This window comes from Pedococcus sp. P2_F6 (assembly GCF_056403675.1).
This window is the reverse complement of sequence record NZ_JBFUEZ010000005.1, coordinates 208,115-225,890: the sequence shown is the minus strand read 5'-3', so window position 1 is coordinate 225,890 and position 17,776 is coordinate 208,115. Positions and strand designations below refer to the sequence as shown.

The 17,776-nt window shown below is 70.4% G+C and carries 21 protein-coding genes; 13 read left to right on the top strand and 8 right to left on the bottom strand.

Annotated features, from left to right (window positions below):
* The first annotated feature begins 12 nt into the window (after positions 1–12).
* Positions 13–1,329 (top strand): UDP-N-acetylglucosamine 1-carboxyvinyltransferase, encoded by a 1,317-nt coding sequence (gene murA / locus AC1DWP_RS16235; RefSeq protein WP_477615519.1) that lies wholly within the window; start codon positions 13–15, stop codon positions 1,327–1,329.
* A 14-nt stretch (positions 1,330–1,343) separates the two neighbouring features.
* Here the strand turns inward: murA and cofC are convergent, their stop codons facing one another.
* Positions 1,344–2,201 carry a 2-phospho-L-lactate guanylyltransferase gene (gene cofC, locus AC1DWP_RS16230; protein WP_477615518.1) on the bottom strand — a complete coding sequence of 286 codons (858 nt, stop codon included), beginning with the start codon at positions 2,199–2,201 and terminating at the stop codon, positions 1,344–1,346.
* 96 nt (positions 2,202–2,297) lie between these two features.
* On the opposite strand from cofC, the gene AC1DWP_RS16225 reads away from it, so the two are divergent.
* The 7 genes from AC1DWP_RS16225 (at position 2,298) to AC1DWP_RS16195 (ending at position 7,345) form a co-directional block, all read left to right on the top strand.
* Complete coding sequence (locus AC1DWP_RS16225) at positions 2,298–3,059, top strand: lysophospholipid acyltransferase family protein (RefSeq protein ID WP_477615517.1); 762 nt, start codon at positions 2,298–2,300, stop codon at positions 3,057–3,059.
* Positions 3,056–4,054, top strand: coding sequence for an NAD(P)H-dependent glycerol-3-phosphate dehydrogenase (locus tag AC1DWP_RS16220; protein ID WP_477615516.1), 999 nt, complete (start codon positions 3,056–3,058; stop codon positions 4,052–4,054). The genes AC1DWP_RS16225 and AC1DWP_RS16220 overlap by 4 nt, the downstream gene beginning before the upstream one ends.
* A 215-nt stretch (positions 4,055–4,269) precedes the next feature.
* A complete protein-coding gene (locus AC1DWP_RS16215; RefSeq protein WP_477615515.1) occupies positions 4,270–4,794 on the top strand; it encodes an alternate-type signal peptide domain-containing protein in 525 nt (174 codons plus the stop codon).
* An 80-nt stretch (positions 4,795–4,874) separates the two neighbouring features.
* On the top strand, positions 4,875–5,384 hold the full coding sequence (locus tag AC1DWP_RS16210) for a signal peptidase I (RefSeq protein ID WP_477615514.1): 510 nt from the start codon (positions 4,875–4,877) through the stop codon (positions 5,382–5,384).
* On the top strand, positions 5,381–5,959 hold the full coding sequence (locus AC1DWP_RS16205; RefSeq protein WP_477615513.1) for a TasA family protein: 579 nt from the start codon (positions 5,381–5,383) through the stop codon (positions 5,957–5,959). Before AC1DWP_RS16210 ends, AC1DWP_RS16205 begins: the two co-directional genes overlap by 4 nt.
* Before the next feature lie 4 nt (positions 5,960–5,963).
* A complete protein-coding gene (locus AC1DWP_RS16200; protein WP_477615512.1) occupies positions 5,964–6,938 on the top strand; it encodes a signal peptidase I in 975 nt (324 codons plus the stop codon).
* A 215-nt stretch (positions 6,939–7,153) separates the two neighbouring features.
* The gene (locus tag AC1DWP_RS16195) at positions 7,154–7,345 is read left to right on the top strand and encodes a hypothetical protein (RefSeq protein ID WP_477615511.1); all 192 of its coding nucleotides are present in this window, start codon (positions 7,154–7,156) and stop codon (positions 7,343–7,345) included.
* 82 nt (positions 7,346–7,427) lie between these two features.
* Here AC1DWP_RS16195 and AC1DWP_RS16190 read toward each other — a convergent pair whose 3' ends face one another.
* The 3 genes from AC1DWP_RS16190 to AC1DWP_RS16180 form a co-directional block, all read right to left on the bottom strand.
* Entirely contained in the window at positions 7,428–7,628 is a 201-nt protein-coding gene (locus AC1DWP_RS16190; protein ID WP_477615510.1) for a hypothetical protein, read from the bottom strand.
* A 67-nt stretch (positions 7,629–7,695) separates the two neighbouring features.
* A complete protein-coding gene (locus AC1DWP_RS16185) occupies positions 7,696–8,049 on the bottom strand; it encodes a VOC family protein (protein ID WP_477615509.1) in 354 nt (117 codons plus the stop codon).
* Between the two features lies 1 nt (position 8,050).
* Positions 8,051–9,127, bottom strand: coding sequence for a trans-sulfuration enzyme family protein (locus AC1DWP_RS16180; RefSeq protein WP_477615508.1), 1,077 nt, complete (start codon positions 9,125–9,127; stop codon positions 8,051–8,053).
* 74 nt (positions 9,128–9,201) lie between these two features.
* Between AC1DWP_RS16180 and AC1DWP_RS16175 the strand changes: the two genes are divergently transcribed.
* Positions 9,202–10,332 (top strand): D-alanine--D-alanine ligase family protein, encoded by a 1,131-nt coding sequence (locus AC1DWP_RS16175; protein ID WP_477615507.1) that lies wholly within the window; start codon positions 9,202–9,204, stop codon positions 10,330–10,332.
* Positions 10,333–10,384: 52 nt separating this feature from the next.
* Here the strand turns inward: AC1DWP_RS16175 and AC1DWP_RS16170 are convergent, their stop codons facing one another.
* A complete protein-coding gene (locus AC1DWP_RS16170) occupies positions 10,385–10,876 on the bottom strand; it encodes a hypothetical protein (protein WP_477615506.1) in 492 nt (163 codons plus the stop codon).
* Between the two features lie 157 nt (positions 10,877–11,033).
* Between AC1DWP_RS16170 and AC1DWP_RS16165 the strand changes: the two genes are divergently transcribed.
* Positions 11,034–11,411 carry a response regulator transcription factor gene (locus AC1DWP_RS16165; protein WP_477615505.1) on the top strand — a complete coding sequence of 126 codons (378 nt, stop codon included), beginning with the start codon at positions 11,034–11,036 and terminating at the stop codon, positions 11,409–11,411.
* 13 nt (positions 11,412–11,424) lie between these two features.
* On the opposite strand, the gene AC1DWP_RS16160 is transcribed toward AC1DWP_RS16165, so the two are convergent.
* Complete coding sequence (locus tag AC1DWP_RS16160) at positions 11,425–11,925, bottom strand: hypothetical protein (RefSeq protein ID WP_477615504.1); 501 nt, start codon at positions 11,923–11,925, stop codon at positions 11,425–11,427.
* A 17-nt stretch (positions 11,926–11,942) separates the two neighbouring features.
* Positions 11,943–12,176, bottom strand: coding sequence for an Lrp/AsnC ligand binding domain-containing protein (locus AC1DWP_RS16155; RefSeq protein WP_140741828.1), 234 nt, complete (start codon positions 12,174–12,176; stop codon positions 11,943–11,945).
* Positions 12,177–12,367: 191 nt separating this feature from the next.
* Between AC1DWP_RS16155 and thiL the strand changes: the two genes are divergently transcribed.
* Positions 12,368–13,333: a thiamine-phosphate kinase gene (gene thiL, locus AC1DWP_RS16150; protein WP_477615503.1), complete on the top strand. Its 966-nt coding sequence runs from the start codon at positions 12,368–12,370 to the stop codon at positions 13,331–13,333.
* Between the two features lie 92 nt (positions 13,334–13,425).
* Here thiL and rpmB read toward each other — a convergent pair whose 3' ends face one another.
* Positions 13,426–13,620, bottom strand: coding sequence for a 50S ribosomal protein L28 (rpmB, locus tag AC1DWP_RS16145; RefSeq protein WP_056922510.1), 195 nt, complete (start codon positions 13,618–13,620; stop codon positions 13,426–13,428).
* 170 nt (positions 13,621–13,790) lie between these two features.
* Here rpmB and AC1DWP_RS16140 point away from each other — a divergent pair, with 170 nt between their 5' ends.
* Positions 13,791–15,530: a DAK2 domain-containing protein gene (locus AC1DWP_RS16140; protein WP_477615502.1), complete on the top strand. Its 1,740-nt coding sequence runs from the start codon at positions 13,791–13,793 to the stop codon at positions 15,528–15,530.
* Between the two features lie 11 nt (positions 15,531–15,541).
* On the top strand, positions 15,542–17,776 hold the full coding sequence (locus AC1DWP_RS16135) for an ATP-dependent DNA helicase RecG (RefSeq protein WP_477615501.1): 2,235 nt from the start codon (positions 15,542–15,544) through the stop codon (positions 17,774–17,776).

Below are 17,776 nucleotides of genomic sequence, written 5' to 3'. Positions count from 1 at the left end.
GATACTTGCCCCATGGCAAACATCCTCACCGTGAATGGCGGCGTACCGCTGGTCGGAGACCTCGAGGTCAGGGGTGCCAAGAACCTGGTCTCGAAAGCCATGGTGGCCGCACTCCTCGCTGAGGGACCGTGCCGGCTCCGCGGGGTTCCCGAGATCTCCGACGTCAAGATCGTCTCCGGCCTGCTGGAGCTGCACGGCGTCAAGATCGACTCCACCGACCGGGACGGTGAGCTGCTGCTCGACCCCACCAACGTCGAGCAGGCCCACGTCGCCGACATCGACGCGCACGCCGGGTCCTCACGCGTGCCGGTGCTGCTGTGCGGCCCGCTGCTGCACCGGCTGGGGGAGGCCTTCATCCCCGACCTCGGTGGCTGCCGCATCGGTGAGCGCCCGATCAACTACCACCTCGACGTGCTGCGCCAGTTCGGTGCCGACGTCCAGAAGCGACCCGAGGGGCTGCGTCTGACCGCCCCGAACGGGCTCAAGGGCACTCGCATCAAGCTGCCGTACCCGTCGGTCGGCACCACCGAGCAGGTGCTGCTGACCGCGGTGCGAGCCCAAGGTGTCACCGAGCTGCGCAACGCCGCAGTCGAGCCCGAGATCCTCGACCTCATCGCCGTGCTGCAGAAGATGGGCGCGATCATCAGCGTCGAGACCGACCGCGTCATCAAGATCGACGGCGTCGACCGGCTCGGAGGCTACGACCACCTGGCCATCCCGGACCGCATCGAGGCCGGCTCCTGGGCGTGTGCGGCTCTGGCGACCAAGGGCGACATCTACGTCCGTGGCGCCCAGCAGCAGGCGATGATGCCCTTCCTCAACGTCTTCCGGAAGATCGGTGGCGACTTCGACATCGACGACGAGGGCATCCGCTTCTGGCACGCCGGTGGGACCCTCAACTCCCTGGTCCTCGAGACCGACGTCCACCCGGGTTTCATGACCGACTGGCAGCAGCCGCTGGTCGTCGCCCTGACCCAGACCAGCGGGCTGTCGATCGTCCACGAGACGGTCTACGAGAACCGCCTGGGCTTCACGGAGGCACTGGGGGAGATGGGTGCGGTCGTCCAGCTCTACAAGGAGTGCCTCGGTGGCTCGCCGTGCCGCTTCGGGCGCGCCAACTTCCGCCACAGTGCGGTGATCTCGGGACCCACGCCGTTGCGCGGTGCCGAGATCACGGTCCCCGACCTGCGAGGTGGCTTCAGCTACCTCATCGCGGCCCTGGCCGCCGAGGGCCAGTCCAAGGTGCACGGGATCGAGCTGATCTACCGCGGCTACGAGCGGTTCTCCGACAAGCTCGACTCGTTGGGTGCGGACTACGAGGTCGGCTGAGCGCGCGGCTGAGTTCAGCCGATCCGCTGGTCGTCGCCGATCCCAACGATCCACAGTCTGCTGATCTCGGTGCTGGCACCGAGATCCAGGCTGAGGCGCTGGCCCACACGCAGGTGCCGCAGCGCGCTGGCGGCGAACACCTCACCGGTGAAGGTCACCTCGCGTCCGTCGTCCAACAGCGCGGATCCCGCACCGGTTGCTTCGTCGAAGGTGTGCACGCTCGCCTGCATGGGCGGCAGCGTAGTCGGCGTCGCGCCGAGGATGCGTCGTGTGGCCGGTCCCACCCCGAGCGCCAGCGCCGCCTGAAGTCCCGCGTCGTCGTCGACGTCGGTCCGCAGGCGCGGCAGGTCGAGCTCGAGGAGGTGGTGACCCGCCGCTTGGTGCCGCAGCGCGGAGCCTGGGCCGAACGCCGGCACGAGGTCCGCACCGGTCAGGGCCGTGAGGAGCACAGTGCCCCCACCCGCCGCATCGGGCACGACCGCCCGAGGGTATGCCGCTGCGGCGCCCAGTGCCGCTGTCAGGTCCCCTTGGCGGAGCGCGGGCAGGTCGCCCAGCAGCACAGCAACAGGGGTGTCGGCTCCCGCGGTCACGACGACGTCCCGCCCTGCTGCCGCAGCCACGTTGAGCCCGCCCCCGGGGTCGGCGGTGACGCGTGCCCCCCGGTCAACCGCCATCTCGGCCACGCGCTCGTCCGAGGTCACCACGACGACCCGACCGGGCGGCATACCGGCGCAGCAGGCGGTGAGGCAGTCGGTGGCGAGGGCGAGCGCGAGCGCCTCGCGGTCGACGCCCGCCGGGGGGTGCAGCCGTGACTTCGCGGTCGCGCCGCCCTTGACGGGGACGACGAGGTGCCAGTCGGGAAAGGAGGTCATCGGGACGATCGTCGCAGTGCTGGCGCGGTTGCTCGACACCGACCCCGGGAGCCGCGAGGATGCTCACTCACACGTTCCCGTCGATCTGGAGACCTGGTGACCGCCAGCGGCACACGCGCTCTGCCCTTCGCCTACCGCTTCACCGTGGCAGTCCTGCGTCCGCTGCTGATGCTCCTGACCAAGCGCGACTGGCAGGGCATGGAGCACCTGCCGACCACCGGCGGGTTCGTCGCCGCACCCAACCACCTCTCGTACTTCGACCCCCTGGCGTTCGCCCACTACCTGGTCGACAACGACCACCCGCCGTACTTCCTCGGCAAGGAGGGTGTCTTCCGGGTCCCGGTCGTGGGGGCGATCCTGCGTGGTGCGCAGCAGATCCCGGTCTACCGCAACACCGGCAAGGCCGCGGACGCCTTCCGCGCCGCCGTCGCGGCGGTCGAGAGCGGCAAGTGCGTTGCGGTCTATCCCGAGGGCACGCTGACCCGCGATCCAGACCTCTGGCCGATGGTCGGCAAGACGGGTGCCGCGCGCATCGCGCTGAGCACGAAGTGCCCCGTCATCCCCGTGGCGCAGTGGGGACCGCAGGACGTCCTCGAGCCCTACGGCAAGCGTCCGAGGCTGCTGCCCCGCAAGACGATGCACCTGCGCGCCGGGCCGCCCGTCGACCTCGGCGACCTCTATGACCAGCCGGTGACCGGGGCCCTCCTGCGCGAGGCGAGCGACCGGATCATGGCTGCCATCACGGCCGAGCTCGAGAAGATCCGCGGCGAGCAGGCCCCTGCCGAGCGGTTCGACTCGCGCAAGCACGGCCTTCCCGAGACCGGGAAGTTCCGCCGACAGCATGGAGAAGACGCATGACGACTGCTGCTGTGTTCGGGACGGGCAGCTGGGGCACTGCGTATGCCGCGATCCTCGCCGATGGTGGGACGACGGTCCGGATGTGGGGTCGCCGGCAGAGCGTGGTCGACCAGATCAATGCCGGCTGCAACGAGGACTACCTCCCCAACCTCGTTCTGCCCTCCTCGGTGTCGGCCACGCACGACCCCGCCGAGGCTGCCGAGGGCGCGGACATCATCGTGCTCGCGGTGCCCTCGCAGACGCTGAGGGCCAACCTTGGCGACTGGGGCTCCGTGCTGGGTGACACCGCGGCCGTCGTCTCGCTCATGAAGGGCGTGGAGCTCGGAACGACCAAGCGGATGAGCGAGGTCATCGCCGAGGCCGGGGGTGTGGCGCACGAGCGCATCGTCGTCGTGTCGGGCCCCAACCTCGCCAAGGAGATCGCCCTGAAGCAGCCCGCAGCCAGTGTGGTCGCCTGCATCGACGAAGCAGTGGCCGGCAGGGTCGCCGAGGCGTCCAACCCGGCCTACTTCCGCCCCTACACCTCGACCGACGTGGTCGGCACCGAGATCAGTGGTGCCGTGAAGAACGTCATCGCCCTCGCGGTCGGCATGGCCGAGGGGCTCGGCATGGGCGACAACTCCAAGGCCTCCATCATCACCCGCGGTCTCGCGGAGACCACCCGCCTCGGCATGGCGCTGGGCGCAGACGTGATGACGTTCGCGGGGCTGGCGGGCGTGGGCGACCTCATCGCGACCTGCATGTCGCCGCTGTCCCGCAACCACACCTTCGGGGTGAACCTCGGCAAGGGCATGAGCGTCGAGGAGGTCATCGCCGTGACCAAGCAGACGGCCGAGGGCGTGAAGTCCTGCGAGTCGATCCTGCAGCTCGCGCAGAAGCACGATGTGCGGGTGCCCATCATCGAGCAGGTCGCCGCGGTCGTGCACGACGGACGACGGGTCGAGGACGTCGTGGGTGCCCTGATGGTGCGGGCGCTCAAGAACGAGACCGACTAGAGGCACGGTCGCAGCGACCGCGTCTCGCACGACCGGAAGGACCGCGTCGGGGTTCGATCCCTGCGTGGCCGAGCTGAGTCGCGGTCGAGTGACCGACGGGTCGGTTCGACGTTCTTGCCCGACTGCGTAACGGTGCGTGCTGCCCCGGGGTCTCTAGGGGGACCACACATCGGATGGGCCGCGGCGGGTACGGCACTCAGTCGGGAAGGACCATCATGAAGAAGTCGACCAAGGGCGCGTACGCCGCCACCGCCGCCGCCGTGCTGTTGCTCGGAGGAGCCGGGACGCTCGCCTACTGGAACGACACGACGACCGTGGCGGGCGGCGAGATCGAAAGTGGCGTGCTGTGGCTCGGGAACCCGGACTGTGGCCAGGGCTGGACGCTCGACGGTGGGGACGTGTTCACCACCCAGCTGCTCGTCCCCGGCGACACCCTGACCAAGGTCTGCACGATCGACCTCGTGGCCGAGGGCGAGCACCTCGGCGCCGACCTCGCCCTGGACACCCCTGCGTGGGAGGCGACGAACCCCCTGACGAACCAGCTGACGGCGTCGGCAACCTTCAGGGTCAACGCCGCGGCCAAGACCCACATCACCTCGGCCGACGACACCGGTGTCGACGAGGTCGAGGCGACGGTCAGCGTGGTGTTCGCCGGACCTGCTGCGACGAACGCGAGCCAGGGCCTGCTGGCGACGCTGGACGAGATCAACCTCGTGGCGACCCAGACCCACGACGGCTGACGGCTGACAGGGCGGTCGCGGACATGGTCCTCCGGTCGAACCCCACCCGCGCACGACGTGCGACGCGGTGGTTGGGGCAGGTGCTGGCCTGGGTGATGATCGGCGGAGTCGCCGGGGTCCTGGCCGTGGCTGTCATCGTCCCGCGCGCGTTCGGTGCCACCCCCTATGCGGTGCTGACGAGCTCGATGCGGCCCTCGCTGCCGGAGGGCACCCTCGCCGTGGTCCGGCCGACGTCGATCGGCATCGGGTCGGTCATCACCTACCAGCTCCGGTCGGGCCAGCCCGCCGTCGTGACCCACCGTGTCGTCGCCCAGGGAGTCGATGGCGCGGGGTCGCCGATCTTCCGGACGCGGGGCGACGCCAACGACGTCGCGGACACGGGATGGGTCAAGCCGGTGCAGGTCAAGGGCAAGGTCTGGTATGCCGTCCCCCACCTCGGGCGGGTCAATGCCGCCTTGAGCGGGCGGGAGCACCGGCTGCTCGTCCACCTCGTGGCAATCGTGTTGCTGGGGTACGCCGCCCACAGGTTCACGGGGGCCCTGCGAGACCGGAGTCGGGCCGCACTGCAACGGGAGGGAAGCCATCCATGACTCGTCCACGCCACCTGGGGTCCACCCGGGTCAGGGCAGCTCTCGCGCTGGGAGCCGTCCTGGCCGCAGGGGTGAGTGGGACCTATGCCCTGTGGTCCGACACCGTGCCGGTCACGGGGGTGACGATCTCGTCAGGGGTCCTGGACCTCAAGGTCAACACCCTCGACTCCGTCCCGGCCTACACCGACCTCAACCTGACCGGGATGGTGCCGGGCAACACTGTGGCGGGCATCCTCACCGTCCGCAACGCCGGAACCATCCCCTTGACGTACTACGCGACCGCAGCCGCCACCAACGCCGACGGCAAGGGCCTCGGTGCCGCCCTCGTCGTCAAGGTCACCGCTGACTCCGCCGTGACCGGGACGGCTCCGGCACGGACCTGTGCCGGAGCCTCCCTCCCGACGACGGGCACCGCGTTTGCCGGGAACCTGGTCGGCGTCCCGGCGACCCAGCGGGCACTGGCCGTGGGGGCGTCCGAGACGCTGTGCATCCAGGCGACCTTGCCGGCCACCGCGGTGAGCACCCTGCAGGGCGCGACGACCAACGTCACGTTGGCCTTCAACGCGAGCCAGTGAGCCCATGACTCCTCGTCGAGCACTCCACCGGGTGGGCCACCTGGCCCTGTCCCTGGGTGCTGCCATCGGGGTGCTGTGCCTGGTCATGACGGTGGCCGGCGTGGCCTTCGGGGTCCGGCCGGTGATCTTCCTCTCCGGTTCGATGTCTCCCACGATCCCGGCCGGAAGCCTCGCCGTGGCCCGCCCCGTGCCAGCCGCAGACCTGCGCGCCGGTGACGTCGTCGCCGTGCGGGCTGGCGACGCACAGGTCACCCACCGCATCGTCGCCATCACCCACCACGACAGGTCGGCAACCCTGCGGCTGCGCGGAGACGCGAACGCCAGGGCCGACGACCAGACCTACGAGGTCGAGGCGGCGCCGCGAGTCCTCCTGTCGGTGCCCCGGGCCGGTGTGCTCCTCGCGTGGCTCTCGCGGACCCCTGGCGTCTTCGTGCTGGCGGGGTATGCCGGCCTCCTCCTTGCGCTCGTCCTGCGAGGAGCGGCCCCGCTGTCGTCGGGGAGTGGGCCCGAGCGTGTCCAGGAGGCCGAGAGGTCGTCGCCCGGTCCCAGGAAGAGGATCCCGCGCCACTCGGCACGGACCTCGCTCCGGGCAGTCGCTGCGGCAGCCGTCCTGGGGTCGGGGACCTTCTCGGCGGCCCCCGCGCGAGCCGCCTGGACTGACCCGGTGGCCGTCTCCGGCAGCACCGTGGGGACCTACACGGTCCCGGCGCCCGCCACGTTCACCTGCGGCGGGTTGGGGGTTCTCTCGGTGACCTTCAACTGGACCGCCGTCGCCGGCGCGACGAACTACACCCTGCACTACGGCGCCGGTGGCGGCCAGACGAAGGCCGTCACAGGGACCTCCACGACCGTCGTCGCAGCGATCTCCGGCGGCACCGCGTGGCTCCAGGCCAACCGGAACTTCGGCGCCACCACGTGGACCTCCGCCGCGTCGGCGACTCGCACCTACACCGTGGCAGCCGTCAGCCTCTGCAGCTGACCGAACGACAGGATGAGCCGATGACGGGACGAGAGCGGGGAGCCCAGCCCCTGATGGGCGCTTTGTCGGTGGCGGAGTCACTTCTGTCGCGCACACGCGTCTCCATAAGTGCCCGGGGCCTCACCGATGCCCAGGGCAGGGATCCCAGCGCTGGCTGGTCGCTGTCGGTGTCGGCGCTGGGATCCCGTCCTCACACTCCAGGCAAGGGATGGCTGATGCCCCGAAGTCAACACCTCGTCGCCGAGCGGGTGGTCACGAGCTACGGCGCCCACAGACATGCCGCGCCGATCGACGGCGCCCGGTCTCCGGGCACCCCGAGCTCGACGTCCGCCCCCACCGGCCCGCAGCAACACGTCTGGACCTGGAGGCCCACCCCGGACACTGGCGGCAGCCTCGACCGGGCCTAGACAGCCGACAGGGCACGAGGCTGGCAGTTGCCAGCCCCGTGCCTTGGGTGTTTGCCCTGAGACGTCTGCTCAGCCGGACCGGTCAGCCGCCGTACGAGATGACCGATGCAGGGTCCAGCACGTCGGCGGGGCCAAGCAGGGTCGCTCCTTGGTCGTCCGGCTGCTGTACGTGCAGCACTGTGGCGACCGCCGAGGTCGCCGCTCCGGCGCCGAGGGCGGCGCACAGCAGAGTGATGATGATGGCGCCGCGGGTACGACTGCGGCGGTCCTCGTCCTGGGCCATGCGGTGGTTCTCCTTTGGTCGACTACCCAAAGGACGCGCAAACGGCGGACTCATGACGCTGGAACGGTCAGGTGGGCTGCCAGAGCTCGATCCGAGTGCCCTCGGGATCGGTGACCCAGCCGAATCGGCCGACTCCCTCCATCTCCTGCGTCTCCGGCGCCACGTCCGCCCCCTTGCTGCGCAGCTGCTCGAGCATGGCGTCCAGGTCACTGACCCGGAAGTTGAGCATCGCCTGCTGGGTGCTGGACCCGAAGTAGTCGGTCCCGGACTCGAACGCCGCGAAAACGGTCGGCCCGGCCCCTTGCTCCCAGACTCCGGTCTCGTCGACCTCGAGGCCAAGGCAGTCTCGGTACCACGCGAAGAGGGACGCCGGGTCCGAGGACCGCACGAAGTAGCCGCCGATTCCCAGGACGCGTTCCATGTCACCGGTCCGTCAGCGCGCGGTCAAGGTCGTGCCAGAGGTCGTCGACGTCCTCGATGCCGACGGACAGCCGGAGCAGGGCGTCGGGGACGGTCGGCGGCTCAGCGGCATACCGACGGCGCCTCTCGATCTGGGACTCGACACCCCCCAGACTGGTGGCGTGCGTCCACAGGGCGGTGCTGGTGGCAACCCGCTCCGCCGCCTCGGCGCCACCCTGTACCTCGATCGCGATGATCGCGCCGAAACCGGGATAGCGCGTCAGGCTCACTGCGGGATGCCCCTCGAGCCGGGCGGCGAGCTCGCGGGCGTTGGCGGTGGCCCGCTCGAGCCGCACGTGCAGGGTGCGCAGACCGCGCAGCGCCAGCCAGGTCTCCATCGGTCCGGCGATGCCACCACCCAGGAGGCGTGCGGTCGACAGACGGGCGTGCAACCCGCGACCAGCTTCCGTGAGCGGGGTGACGAGGGCGCCGAGGATCACGTCGGAATGGCCGGAGAGGTACTTGGTCACCGAGTGGAGGACGACGTCGACGCCGTCGGCGAGCGGCTGCTGCACCAACGGGGTGGCGAACGTGTTGTCGCAGACGGTCAGCGCGCCCGACTCGCGGGCCATCGCGACCAGGGCCCGGATGTCGGACACCTCGAGCATGGGGTTGGTGGGCGACTCGATCCACAACAGTGCCGCGCCCTCGACGGCGACGCGCACGGCTTCCTGGTCGGTGGGGTCGACCCGCCGGACCACGACGGCACCGGAGTCGGCGAGCTGGTCGAGCAGCGTGGTCGTGCCGTTGTAGGCGTGGGCCGGCACCACGACGGCGCCCCCGTGCGGAACGAGCGAGAGTGCCGCCGACACGGCGGCCATCCCGGAGGCGAAGACGAGGGCATCCCCGCCCTCGAGTCCGCCCAGCGCCTCCTCGAAGGCCGACCACGTCGGGTTCCCGGCGCGCGCGTAGTTCACCGGCCCGTCCGCGATGTAGGTCGACGTGAACTCGAGGGGCGCGTTGACCCCGGCACCCGGCATACGGGACTGGCGTCCCAGGGCGACGACGCGGGACGCGGGGGACAGGTGCTCATGGTTCACGCGGCCAGCGTAGAGGCGCCGCCAGGCGAGCCGCGCGGGGTGCCCGGCGGATGGTCGGGATACGCTCGGCGGCGATGACTACGGACCAGCCAGCGACCCACAAGCCTCGAGTCGCCATCGTCTTCGGTGGCCGCTCGTCGGAGCACGCGGTCTCGTGTGCGACCGCGGCTGGGGTGATGCGGGCGATCGACCGCGACGCCTACGAGGTCATCCCGATCGGCATCTCCCGGGACGGGCACTGGGTGCTCTCCGACGGCGACCCGCAGCTGCTCGAGCTGACCGCCGACAGCACGCCCGAGGTCGCGCCGGGAGGCGCTGGCGTGGTCGTGCCGCTGGCCACGACGGATCGCACGCTCACCACCCTGGAGCCCCAGGAGGTCCCGAGGAGCCTCGGCGAGGTCGACGTCGTCTTTCCGTTGCTGCACGGGCCTTTCGGCGAGGACGGCACCATCCAGGGCATGTTCGAGATGGCCGACATCCGCTACGTCGGGTCCGGCGTCTTCGCGTCCGCCGCGGGGATGGACAAGCACTACATGAAGGTCCTGTTTGCCGGCGCCGGACTCCCGGTCGGCCCGTATGCCGTGATCACCGACTCGCAGTGGCGGCGCGACAAGGCCGCGGCGATGGACGCCGTCGGTGCGTTGGACTACCCCGTCTTCGTGAAGCCGTCGCGGGCCGGCTCGAGCATGGGCATCTCGAAGGTGTCGACACCCGAGGCGCTCGAGGCGGCCATCGAGATCGCCCGCGAGCACGACCGCAAGGTCATCGTCGAGCAGGGCATCGTGGGACGCGAGATCGAGTGCGCGGTGCTCCAGGGACGGGGGACCGACGCGCCGCGGGTCTCACACGTCGGCGAGATCGAGGTGACGACCGCGGGCGGTCACGAGTTCTACGACTTCGAGGCCAAGTACCTCGACGACGGTGCGGTGCTGTCGTGCCCGGCCAACGTGCCCGACTCGGTGTCGGCCGAGGTCCAGCGGCTCGCGGGCGCCGCGTTCGAGGCGCTCGGCTGCGAGGGACTGGCGCGGGTGGACTGCTTCTACACCGACACCGGCGACGTCGTCATCAACGAGATCAACACGATGCCCGGTTTCACGCCGCACTCGATGTATCCCCAGATGTGGGAGGCGACGGGGCTGCCGTACCCGGAGTTGATCGACGAGCTCATCCAGCTCGCCCTGACCCGCCCCGTCGGACTCCGCTGAGCGCTCCGTCACCGCTGGGAGTCCACACGCGACGGGCGCCCATGACGGCTGGCTAGCTGCGGAACCACCGCTTCTTCGTGGGCGGGGCATCGGTCTCGACCGGAGGCTGGGTCTCGAAGTCTGCGCTGCCCTCGAAGCCTTCGGCCCTGCCCTCGAAGTCCTCGGCGCTGCCCTCGACTGCTATCAGGTTCAGGCTGAGGAAGTACCCGGACTCCGGGTCTCCCGTCACGGACTCGAGCTCGACCTGCCCGTCCTCGGCGAGAAAGTGGAACACATCCAGACCGGGGAGACGCAGCTCGGAGATCCACACCGCCTCGAGGAAGCTGGACACCTGACGCTCGGGCGTGCCGGGCCGGTAGCGGACCAGGGCGACCAGAAGACGGTCGGGGTCCTCGGTGGCCTCCACCTCGACGTGAGCGAACATGACGCTCGACACCAGTCGTTGACGAAGCCTGGCTGCAGCGGCGTCGATGAGCGCACCAGATGCCGGCGGCAGGTTGGATGTCAGCGCGGTTCTGAGTCGCAGGAATTCCACGCGGTCCACGATGGTGAGACTGCCCGACGACGATCGATTGGGCAAACCGCCTGGCCTGGCTGGCGGGTCGGCGACTGCTCGCGTGGGCGTGGCCGGCAGTCACCACGCGTACGCTGGCCGAACGGTCGACGGCGGCCGCGAGACGAGCCGCGCGAAGGGACCACCGATGAAGGTTCTCGTTGTGGAAGACGATGTCGACATCCAGGATCTCGTCATCAGCTTGCTGAGTCGCGCCGGCTACGACGTGCTCGCCGAGGGCAACGGTGACGCGGGACTGGCCACTGCCCTGACGCAGCAACCCGACCTGGTGATCCTGGACTGGATGATGCCCGGGCTGAGCGGGGTCGAGGTCTGCCGGGCTCTGCGTGCGGACCCTCGGGCGAAGAACATCCCCGTCCTGCTCCTGACGTCTCGAGCCCAGGAGGCCGACATCGACCAAGCCTTCACCGCAGGAGCCGATGACTACATGGTCAAGCCGTTTCGGGGGCGCGAGCTGGTCAGTCGTGTCCAGTCGCTGACAACCAACGGTGTCGGACGTGTCTGACCCACCCCGGCCGTCACCTGCAGGAGCGGCCGTTGGTGGGCAGCGCCTTGGCAGCTGGTCCGAAGGCAGGGAGCAGCAGGGGCTCGGGTTTGTAGGAGTCCGGCACGAGCACCTCGATCGCCGGCGCGCGTCCGAAGGACGTGAACTTCACGCCGTCCCCGAGCCGCTCGACGACCCAGTAGACGCCGTCGACGTCAAGGCACTCCTTGTCGGTGGCGCCGAGCGCCGGCCAGCCGCACGACGCGATGACGGCGGGGTCGCCCCACGCCCTGGCATCCCTGCCTGCGGGGCCCGTGGTGCGCTGCCCACTGTCCACTGTCCGGGGTTCCTTGCCCGCCACCTTCGCCGGCCACAACGCGGTGGCGGACTCACAGGCTGCGTCGTGCGGGGGAGGGATGACCTCGACCGAGTCGGAACACCCTGACAGCAGACCACCGGCCACCCCGAGGACGAGGAGGCCGGTGGTCGTGGTGCGCAGTGGGCGCGCGGCCGCGTGGCGGGCGCCGGGGCACACAGAGGTCGGTGGGACGCTCAGACGTGGACGACGGTGCAGGTCAGGGTGCGGGTGATGCCCGGCACGTCCTGGATCTTGGCGATGACCAGCTTGCCCAGCTCGTCAACGGTGTTGGCCTCGACACGGGCGATCACGTCGTAGGGCCCGGTCACGTCCTCGGCGAGGACTACACCGGAAATTGCGGCAATGGCCTCGGCAACGGACGCCGCCTTGCCGACTTCGGTCTGGATCAGGATGTAAGCCTGGACCACCACGAGACACCTCACACTTTCTGTTGACAACAGGTTGAGCCTGTTTCCTTGTGCACAGCCTGCTCTTGAGACAGAGCCTGTTTCCACGACCCCGGAGAACCGCATGGCCGGGGGCGCACCTCGGCCACGGCAGACGCTACCGTGCCCGTGTCCCGCCCGTCTCCCCCGGGCCGTCACGAGGAGGTCAAGTCATGGTCACGGCCGCGCTGACGCTGGCGGAGGTGTCCGAGTCGGACCTGCTTCAGCGGATCTTCCCGTTCTTCGAGGCTGGTCCGTCATTGGCGGTCGGCCCCGGTGACGACGCCGCGGTCCTTCGCACCGGTTCGACCACCGTGGCGACCACGGACTCGATGGTCCGCGGCCGCGACTGGCTCGACGAGTGGTCGACGGCGGCTGACGTCGCAACCAAGCTGCTCACCCAGAACCTCGCCGACGTCGCGGCCATGGGCGCGCGGTCCACCGCGATCCTGGTGTCGCTCGTCGCCGACCCGGCGACCCCGCTGGACTGGGTGGTCGAGTTCGCGCGCACCCTCGGGGAAGATGCGGCCGCGCTGGGGGTCGTCGTCGCCGGTGGCGACCTGTCATCGGCGCCGGCCGGCGTGCTCATGGTGTCGGTGACGGCGCTCGGTGACCTGGACGGCCGCGAACCGGTGCTGCGCAGCGGTGCTCGGCCGGGCCATGTCGTCGCGGTCCACGGCACCCTGGGCCGCTCCGCCGCCGGCCTGGCCATGCTCGAGGGGGGCGCCGACCCCCGAGCGGCTGCGGCCGGCATACCCGCGGCCTGCCTGGCTCACCACCTGCGACCCAGGGTCCACGTGATCGCCGGGAGGCAGGCGGCCGAAGCCGGCGCGAGCGCCATGATCGACCTGTCCGACGGCTTGCTGCGCGACGGACACCGCATCGCCCAGGCCAGCGGAGCGCGCCTCGCTCTGTCCCCGGCGGCGCTGCACGACGACCTCGCCGCCGTCGAGCAGGCCGTCGGTGACGCTGCCTGGGAGTGCGTGCTCGCGGGCGGCGAGGAGCACAGCCTCCTGGCAACCTTTCCCGTGGGCGTCCCGGACGGCTGGCGCACCATCGGCGTGGTCGAGGCGGGCGAGGGCGTCACGCTCGACGGCGTGGTGCAGCAGCCGCGCGGCTGGGATCACTTCAGGGGTTGAAGCATGAAATCAGACACTTCAGGGACAGGCATGAAAGGAGCCGACCTCCCGGTGGGGAGATCGGCTCGTTTCGGTATGCCGCAGGGGCAGGGTCAGCGCTTGACCTTGCCGGCCTTGAGGCACGAGGTGCAGACATTGAGACGCTTCGGGGTCACGCCCGCGTCGCCCACCAGGGCCTTGACGCGCTGGATGTTGGGGTTCCAGCGACGCTTGGTGCGGCGGTGCGAGTGCGAAATGTTGTGACCGAAGCCCGGTCCCTTGCCGCAGACGTCGCAGTTGGCAGCCACGGGTGTTCTCCTGAAATCGATTGGTACAAGAAATGGGGCGCTCCCGGTGTCTCCTCGCGCGGGCACAGGCCAGCGACGCAGAGGTCCATGGGAACCGGTCAAGCGTAGCCGAGGTGTGGCGCAACGGCCAAAACGGGGCTGACGAGGGCGTCTGCGACTAGCCTGCCACCGTGCTCGAAGCCCTCAGTGCCGTGGACGCGAGGCGATGGGCCGTGCTCACGCGCGCCGCCTTCGCCGCGCGACGGGCCGAGATCGACGCGCTCAACGTCTTTCCCGTCCCCGACGGTGACACGGGCACCAATCTCTACCTCAGCCTCGACGCGGCGCTCGACTCGGTCCGCACCGAGCACGAGAGGGCCGGCATCCTCGGTGCCGCCTCGCTCGAGCAGGAGTGCAGCGCCATGGCGCGCTCCCTGCTGCTGACGGCCCGTGGCAACTCCGGCGTGATCCTCAGCCAGCTGGTCCGCGGTTTCGCCGAGGCCATCGCGGAGAGCGGCAAGGACCTCGCCGATGCCGGGACGATTGCGGATGGACTGGAGCGCGCCAGCCAGCGTGCCTACGCGAGTGTGACCAGGCCGGCCGAGGGGACCATCCTCACCGTCGCTCGGGCGGCAGCAAGCGCGGGTGCGGCCGCCGTCGACCGTGGGCTGGTCGCCGTGGCGGAGGACGCCCTCGACGCTGCCACCGAGGCCCTGAAGGCCACGACCGCCCAGCTGCCCGCCCTGGAGCGCGCGGGCGTCGTCGATGCAGGAGCCGCGGGCTACCTCCTGCTCCTCGAGGCTCTCGCGCGGGTCGTGCACCAGGACGGAACCCACGTCGGAGAGCGGATGGAGGTCTTCGCCGACGACACCATGCACCGCCGAGAGGACTGGAGCCAGGCCGGCGGCGTGGTCGCGCCGATGGGCGCCTCTGGCGGCTCGCCCACGGGCGAGGGCGACCTCGTCCCCGGCGGGCCGGCCTACGAGGTCATGTACCTGCTGCGCGACAGCGACGAGGAGCGGGCGGCGGTGCTGCGCGACACCTTGGACGCGCTCGGTGACTCGCTGCTCGTCGTCGGCGGTCCCGACCTGTGGAACGTCCACGTGCACGTCGACGACGTCGGAGCCGCTGTGGAGGCGGGGATCGAGGCAGGGCGTCCCTACCGCGTCCGGGTGACTCACTTTGCCTCTCAGGGTGATCGTGCCACCCACGGTGATCGTGCAGGTCAGGGTGACCGGGCGGACCAGGTCGGCGGTGCCCACCCCGCGGCCGGTGTTGCCGTCGTCGCCTGTGCGGCGGGTCCGGGGCTGGCGGCGGTGCTCGGGCAGGCGGGGGCCAAGGTCGTCGAGAGCGGGCCGGGCCGGCGTGCGTCAGCAGGACAGCTGCTCGACGCGGCCCGCTCGGTGCATGCGCTCGAGGTGATCGTGCTGCCCAACGACGGCGACACCGTCATGGCGGCCGAGGCCGCGGCGAGTGCGGCCGAGCAGGACGGGATCATGCTGCACGTCGTGCGCTCGCGGACAGCTGTCCAGGGCCTGGCGGCGCTGGCGGTCTTCGACCCGACCGCGAGCGGTTCACGCAACGCCGCCCAGATGAGCCACGCGGCGGCTGCGACCCGCCATGGCGCGGTGGCTGTGGCGAGCAAGCAGGCCCTGACCAGCGCGGGCCCGTGCGAGCCCGGAGACGTCCTGGGTGCTGTCGCGGGAGATGTCGTCATCGTGGGCGCCGACCTCGAGGAGGTCGCCATCGACGTGGTGGCCAGGCTGCTGAGCAGTGGCGGCGAGATCGTCACCGTGATCGGTGGCGCCGACGCGCCACCCGGACTCACCGAGTCGCTCGGCGCCCGCAWCGAGCGCGGGCACCGGGACGTCGAGGTCAGCCTGATCGACGGCGGCCAGCCGCACTACCCCTTGTTGCTCGGAGTCGAGTAGGCGTGGTCGGTGTGGTCACGCAGTCCACCAAGCTCTCACAGATCGTCTCCACGGCCGCGCCCAAGCTGGCGAAGCACCGAGGGATCAAGGTCGTGGGGGACCTGCTGGAGTTCTGGCCGCGGCGCTACCTCGAACACAGCGCTGACCTCGGCATGCTGCACGTCGGGATGTACGTCGTGGCGGTGGCCACCGTCAAGACCGCAGCGACCCGGTCGATGAAGAACCGCCGTGGCGAGATGCTCACCGTCACCATCACCGATGGCGCACACGAGGTGGACCTGGTCTTCTTCAAGGCGTGGGGGCACAAGGACTCCCTGGTGCCCGGCACGACGGCCTTGTTCGCCGGCACCGTCGGGAAGTACCGCGGGAGATGGCAGCTGGCGCACCCGGCATACCAGCTCATGCACGGCGGACTCGGCGATGCCGCCACCGACCGTGGGCCGATCCCGGTCTACCTCCAGGTCAAAGGCATGCAGAACTGGGCCGTTGCCGAGTGCGTGCGCCTGACGCTTGACCAGCTCGACGCGCTGCCGGATCCGGTCCCCGCCGACCTGCGACAGCGGCGCGGCCTGCCCGGTCGGCTGGAAGCTCTTCGCGGCATCCACGTCCCGAGGGAGATGCCGGAGGTCTATCGCGCCCGTCAGCGGATGCGCTACGAGGAGGCCCTGGTCCTGCAGACGTTGCTGGCGCAGCGTCGTGCCCGGGCAGCCCTCCAGCACACCGCGGTCGCGCGGACGCCCCTCGTGGGTGGGCTGCTCGACGCGTTCGACGCCCGGCTGCCGTTCGAGCTGACGGAGGGTCAGCGGGAGATCGGGGCGACCCTCGCCCGCGAGATGTCCGGCGACACCCCCATGAACCGCCTGCTGCAAGGTGAGGTCGGCTCCGGGAAGACGGTCATCGCGCTGCGGGCCATGCTGGCGGCCGTCGACGCAGGTGGTCAGGCTGCACTGCTTGCCCCCACGGAAGTCCTTGCGGCACAACACCATCGCTCGATCACAGCGATGCTCGGGGAGCTTGCCGAGCGCGGAATGCTCGGAGGCAGCGAGATCGGGACGCAGGTCGCACTGCTCACCGGCAGTCAGTCGGCGGCCGCCCGGAAGAAGTCGCTGCTCGACCTGGCGAGCGGCGACGCCGGCATCGTGATCGGCACACATGCCCTGATCCAGGAGCACGTCCAGTTCTTCGACCTCGCCCTCGTCGTCGTCGACGAGCAGCACCGCTTCGGGGTCGAGCAGCGAGATGCCATGCGGGACAAGGCAAGGCAACCGCCCCATGTGCTCGTGATGACGGCCACCCCGATCCCACGGACCGTGACGATGACGGTGTTCGGCGACATGGAGACCTCGACGCTCACCGAGCTGCCGCGAGGTCGCGCCCCCATCACGACGCACGTCGTCCCGACCGACAACCCCCGATGGGTCGAGCGCACCTGGGAACGCATCGCCGAGGAGGTCCGGACCGGCCGCCAGGCGTACGTCGTGTGCCCGAGGATCGTGGACACCGAGGACTCCAGCGGCGTCTCCGACGAGGAGGTTCCCGACGCGCGCCCGACGGCCGAGGATGCCGAGCTCGACGAAGGGGAGCCCGCGGAGTCGACGGCGCCACGCGTCTGGGCCAGCGTCCTCGCGGTCGTCGAGCAGCTGCGGTCCGACCCTGCGCTCCACGGCATCACCGTCGACGTCCTGCACGGCCGGATGACCCCCGAGGACAAGGACGCCGCGATGGCGCGCTTCACCCGCGGAGAGACCGGAGTCCTCGTCTCGACCACCGTCATCGAGGTAGGCGTCGACGTCGCGAACGCGACCGTGATGGTCGTGATGGACGCAGACCGGTTCGGGGTCTCCCAGCTCCACCAGCTCCGTGGACGCGTGGGTCGTGGGGGACACCCCGGCCTGTGCCTGCTCATGACCGGTGCCGAGGCCGACGGGGGAGCCCGCGAACGACTCGAGGCAGTCGCCGCCACCACCGACGGGTTCGCCCTCGCCCAGCTCGACCTCGAGCTGCGCGGGACCGGTGACGTGCTCAGTGGACGACAGAGCGGTGGTGGCCGGTCCACCAGGGGGATGGGAAGGGGCAGCTTCCGGTTCCTGTCCCTCGTGCGCGACGAAGAGCTCATCCTGCAGGCCCGTGAGGACGCTGCCGAGCTCGTGGCCTCCGACCTCGACCTCACGGCCCACCCCGAGCTCAGCGTGGCGGTCGGCGAACGCCTCGACGAGGAGCAGGCAGCCTTCCTCGAGCGGGGATGA

What these genes read in the sequence shown, in the direction of transcription:
- AC1DWP_RS16185 (WP_477615509.1), bottom strand. Translation starts at nt 8,049, where the DNA reads ATGGAACGCGTCCTGGGAATCGGCGGCTACTTCGTGCGGTCCTCGGAC.
- AC1DWP_RS16205 (WP_477615513.1), top strand. Translation starts at nt 5,381, where the DNA reads ATGACTCGTCCACGCCACCTGGGGTCCACCCGGGTCAGGGCAGCTCTC.
- thiL (WP_477615503.1), top strand. Translation starts at nt 12,368, where the DNA reads ATGGTCACGGCCGCGCTGACGCTGGCGGAGGTGTCCGAGTCGGACCTG.
- AC1DWP_RS16175 (WP_477615507.1), top strand. Translation starts at nt 9,202, where the DNA reads ATGACTACGGACCAGCCAGCGACCCACAAGCCTCGAGTCGCCATCGTC.
- AC1DWP_RS16190 (WP_477615510.1), bottom strand. Translation starts at nt 7,628, where the DNA reads ATGGCCCAGGACGAGGACCGCCGCAGTCGTACCCGCGGCGCCATCATC.
- AC1DWP_RS16195 (WP_477615511.1), top strand. Translation starts at nt 7,154, where the DNA reads ATGCCCCGAAGTCAACACCTCGTCGCCGAGCGGGTGGTCACGAGCTAC.
- AC1DWP_RS16200 (WP_477615512.1), top strand. Translation starts at nt 5,964, where the DNA reads ATGACTCCTCGTCGAGCACTCCACCGGGTGGGCCACCTGGCCCTGTCC.
- AC1DWP_RS16220 (WP_477615516.1), top strand. Translation starts at nt 3,056, where the DNA reads ATGACGACTGCTGCTGTGTTCGGGACGGGCAGCTGGGGCACTGCGTAT.
- cofC (WP_477615518.1), bottom strand. Translation starts at nt 2,201, where the DNA reads ATGACCTCCTTTCCCGACTGGCACCTCGTCGTCCCCGTCAAGGGCGGC.
- AC1DWP_RS16165 (WP_477615505.1), top strand. Translation starts at nt 11,034, where the DNA reads ATGAAGGTTCTCGTTGTGGAAGACGATGTCGACATCCAGGATCTCGTC.
- murA (WP_477615519.1), top strand. Translation starts at nt 13, where the DNA reads ATGGCAAACATCCTCACCGTGAATGGCGGCGTACCGCTGGTCGGAGAC.
- AC1DWP_RS16215 (WP_477615515.1), top strand. Translation starts at nt 4,270, where the DNA reads ATGAAGAAGTCGACCAAGGGCGCGTACGCCGCCACCGCCGCCGCCGTG.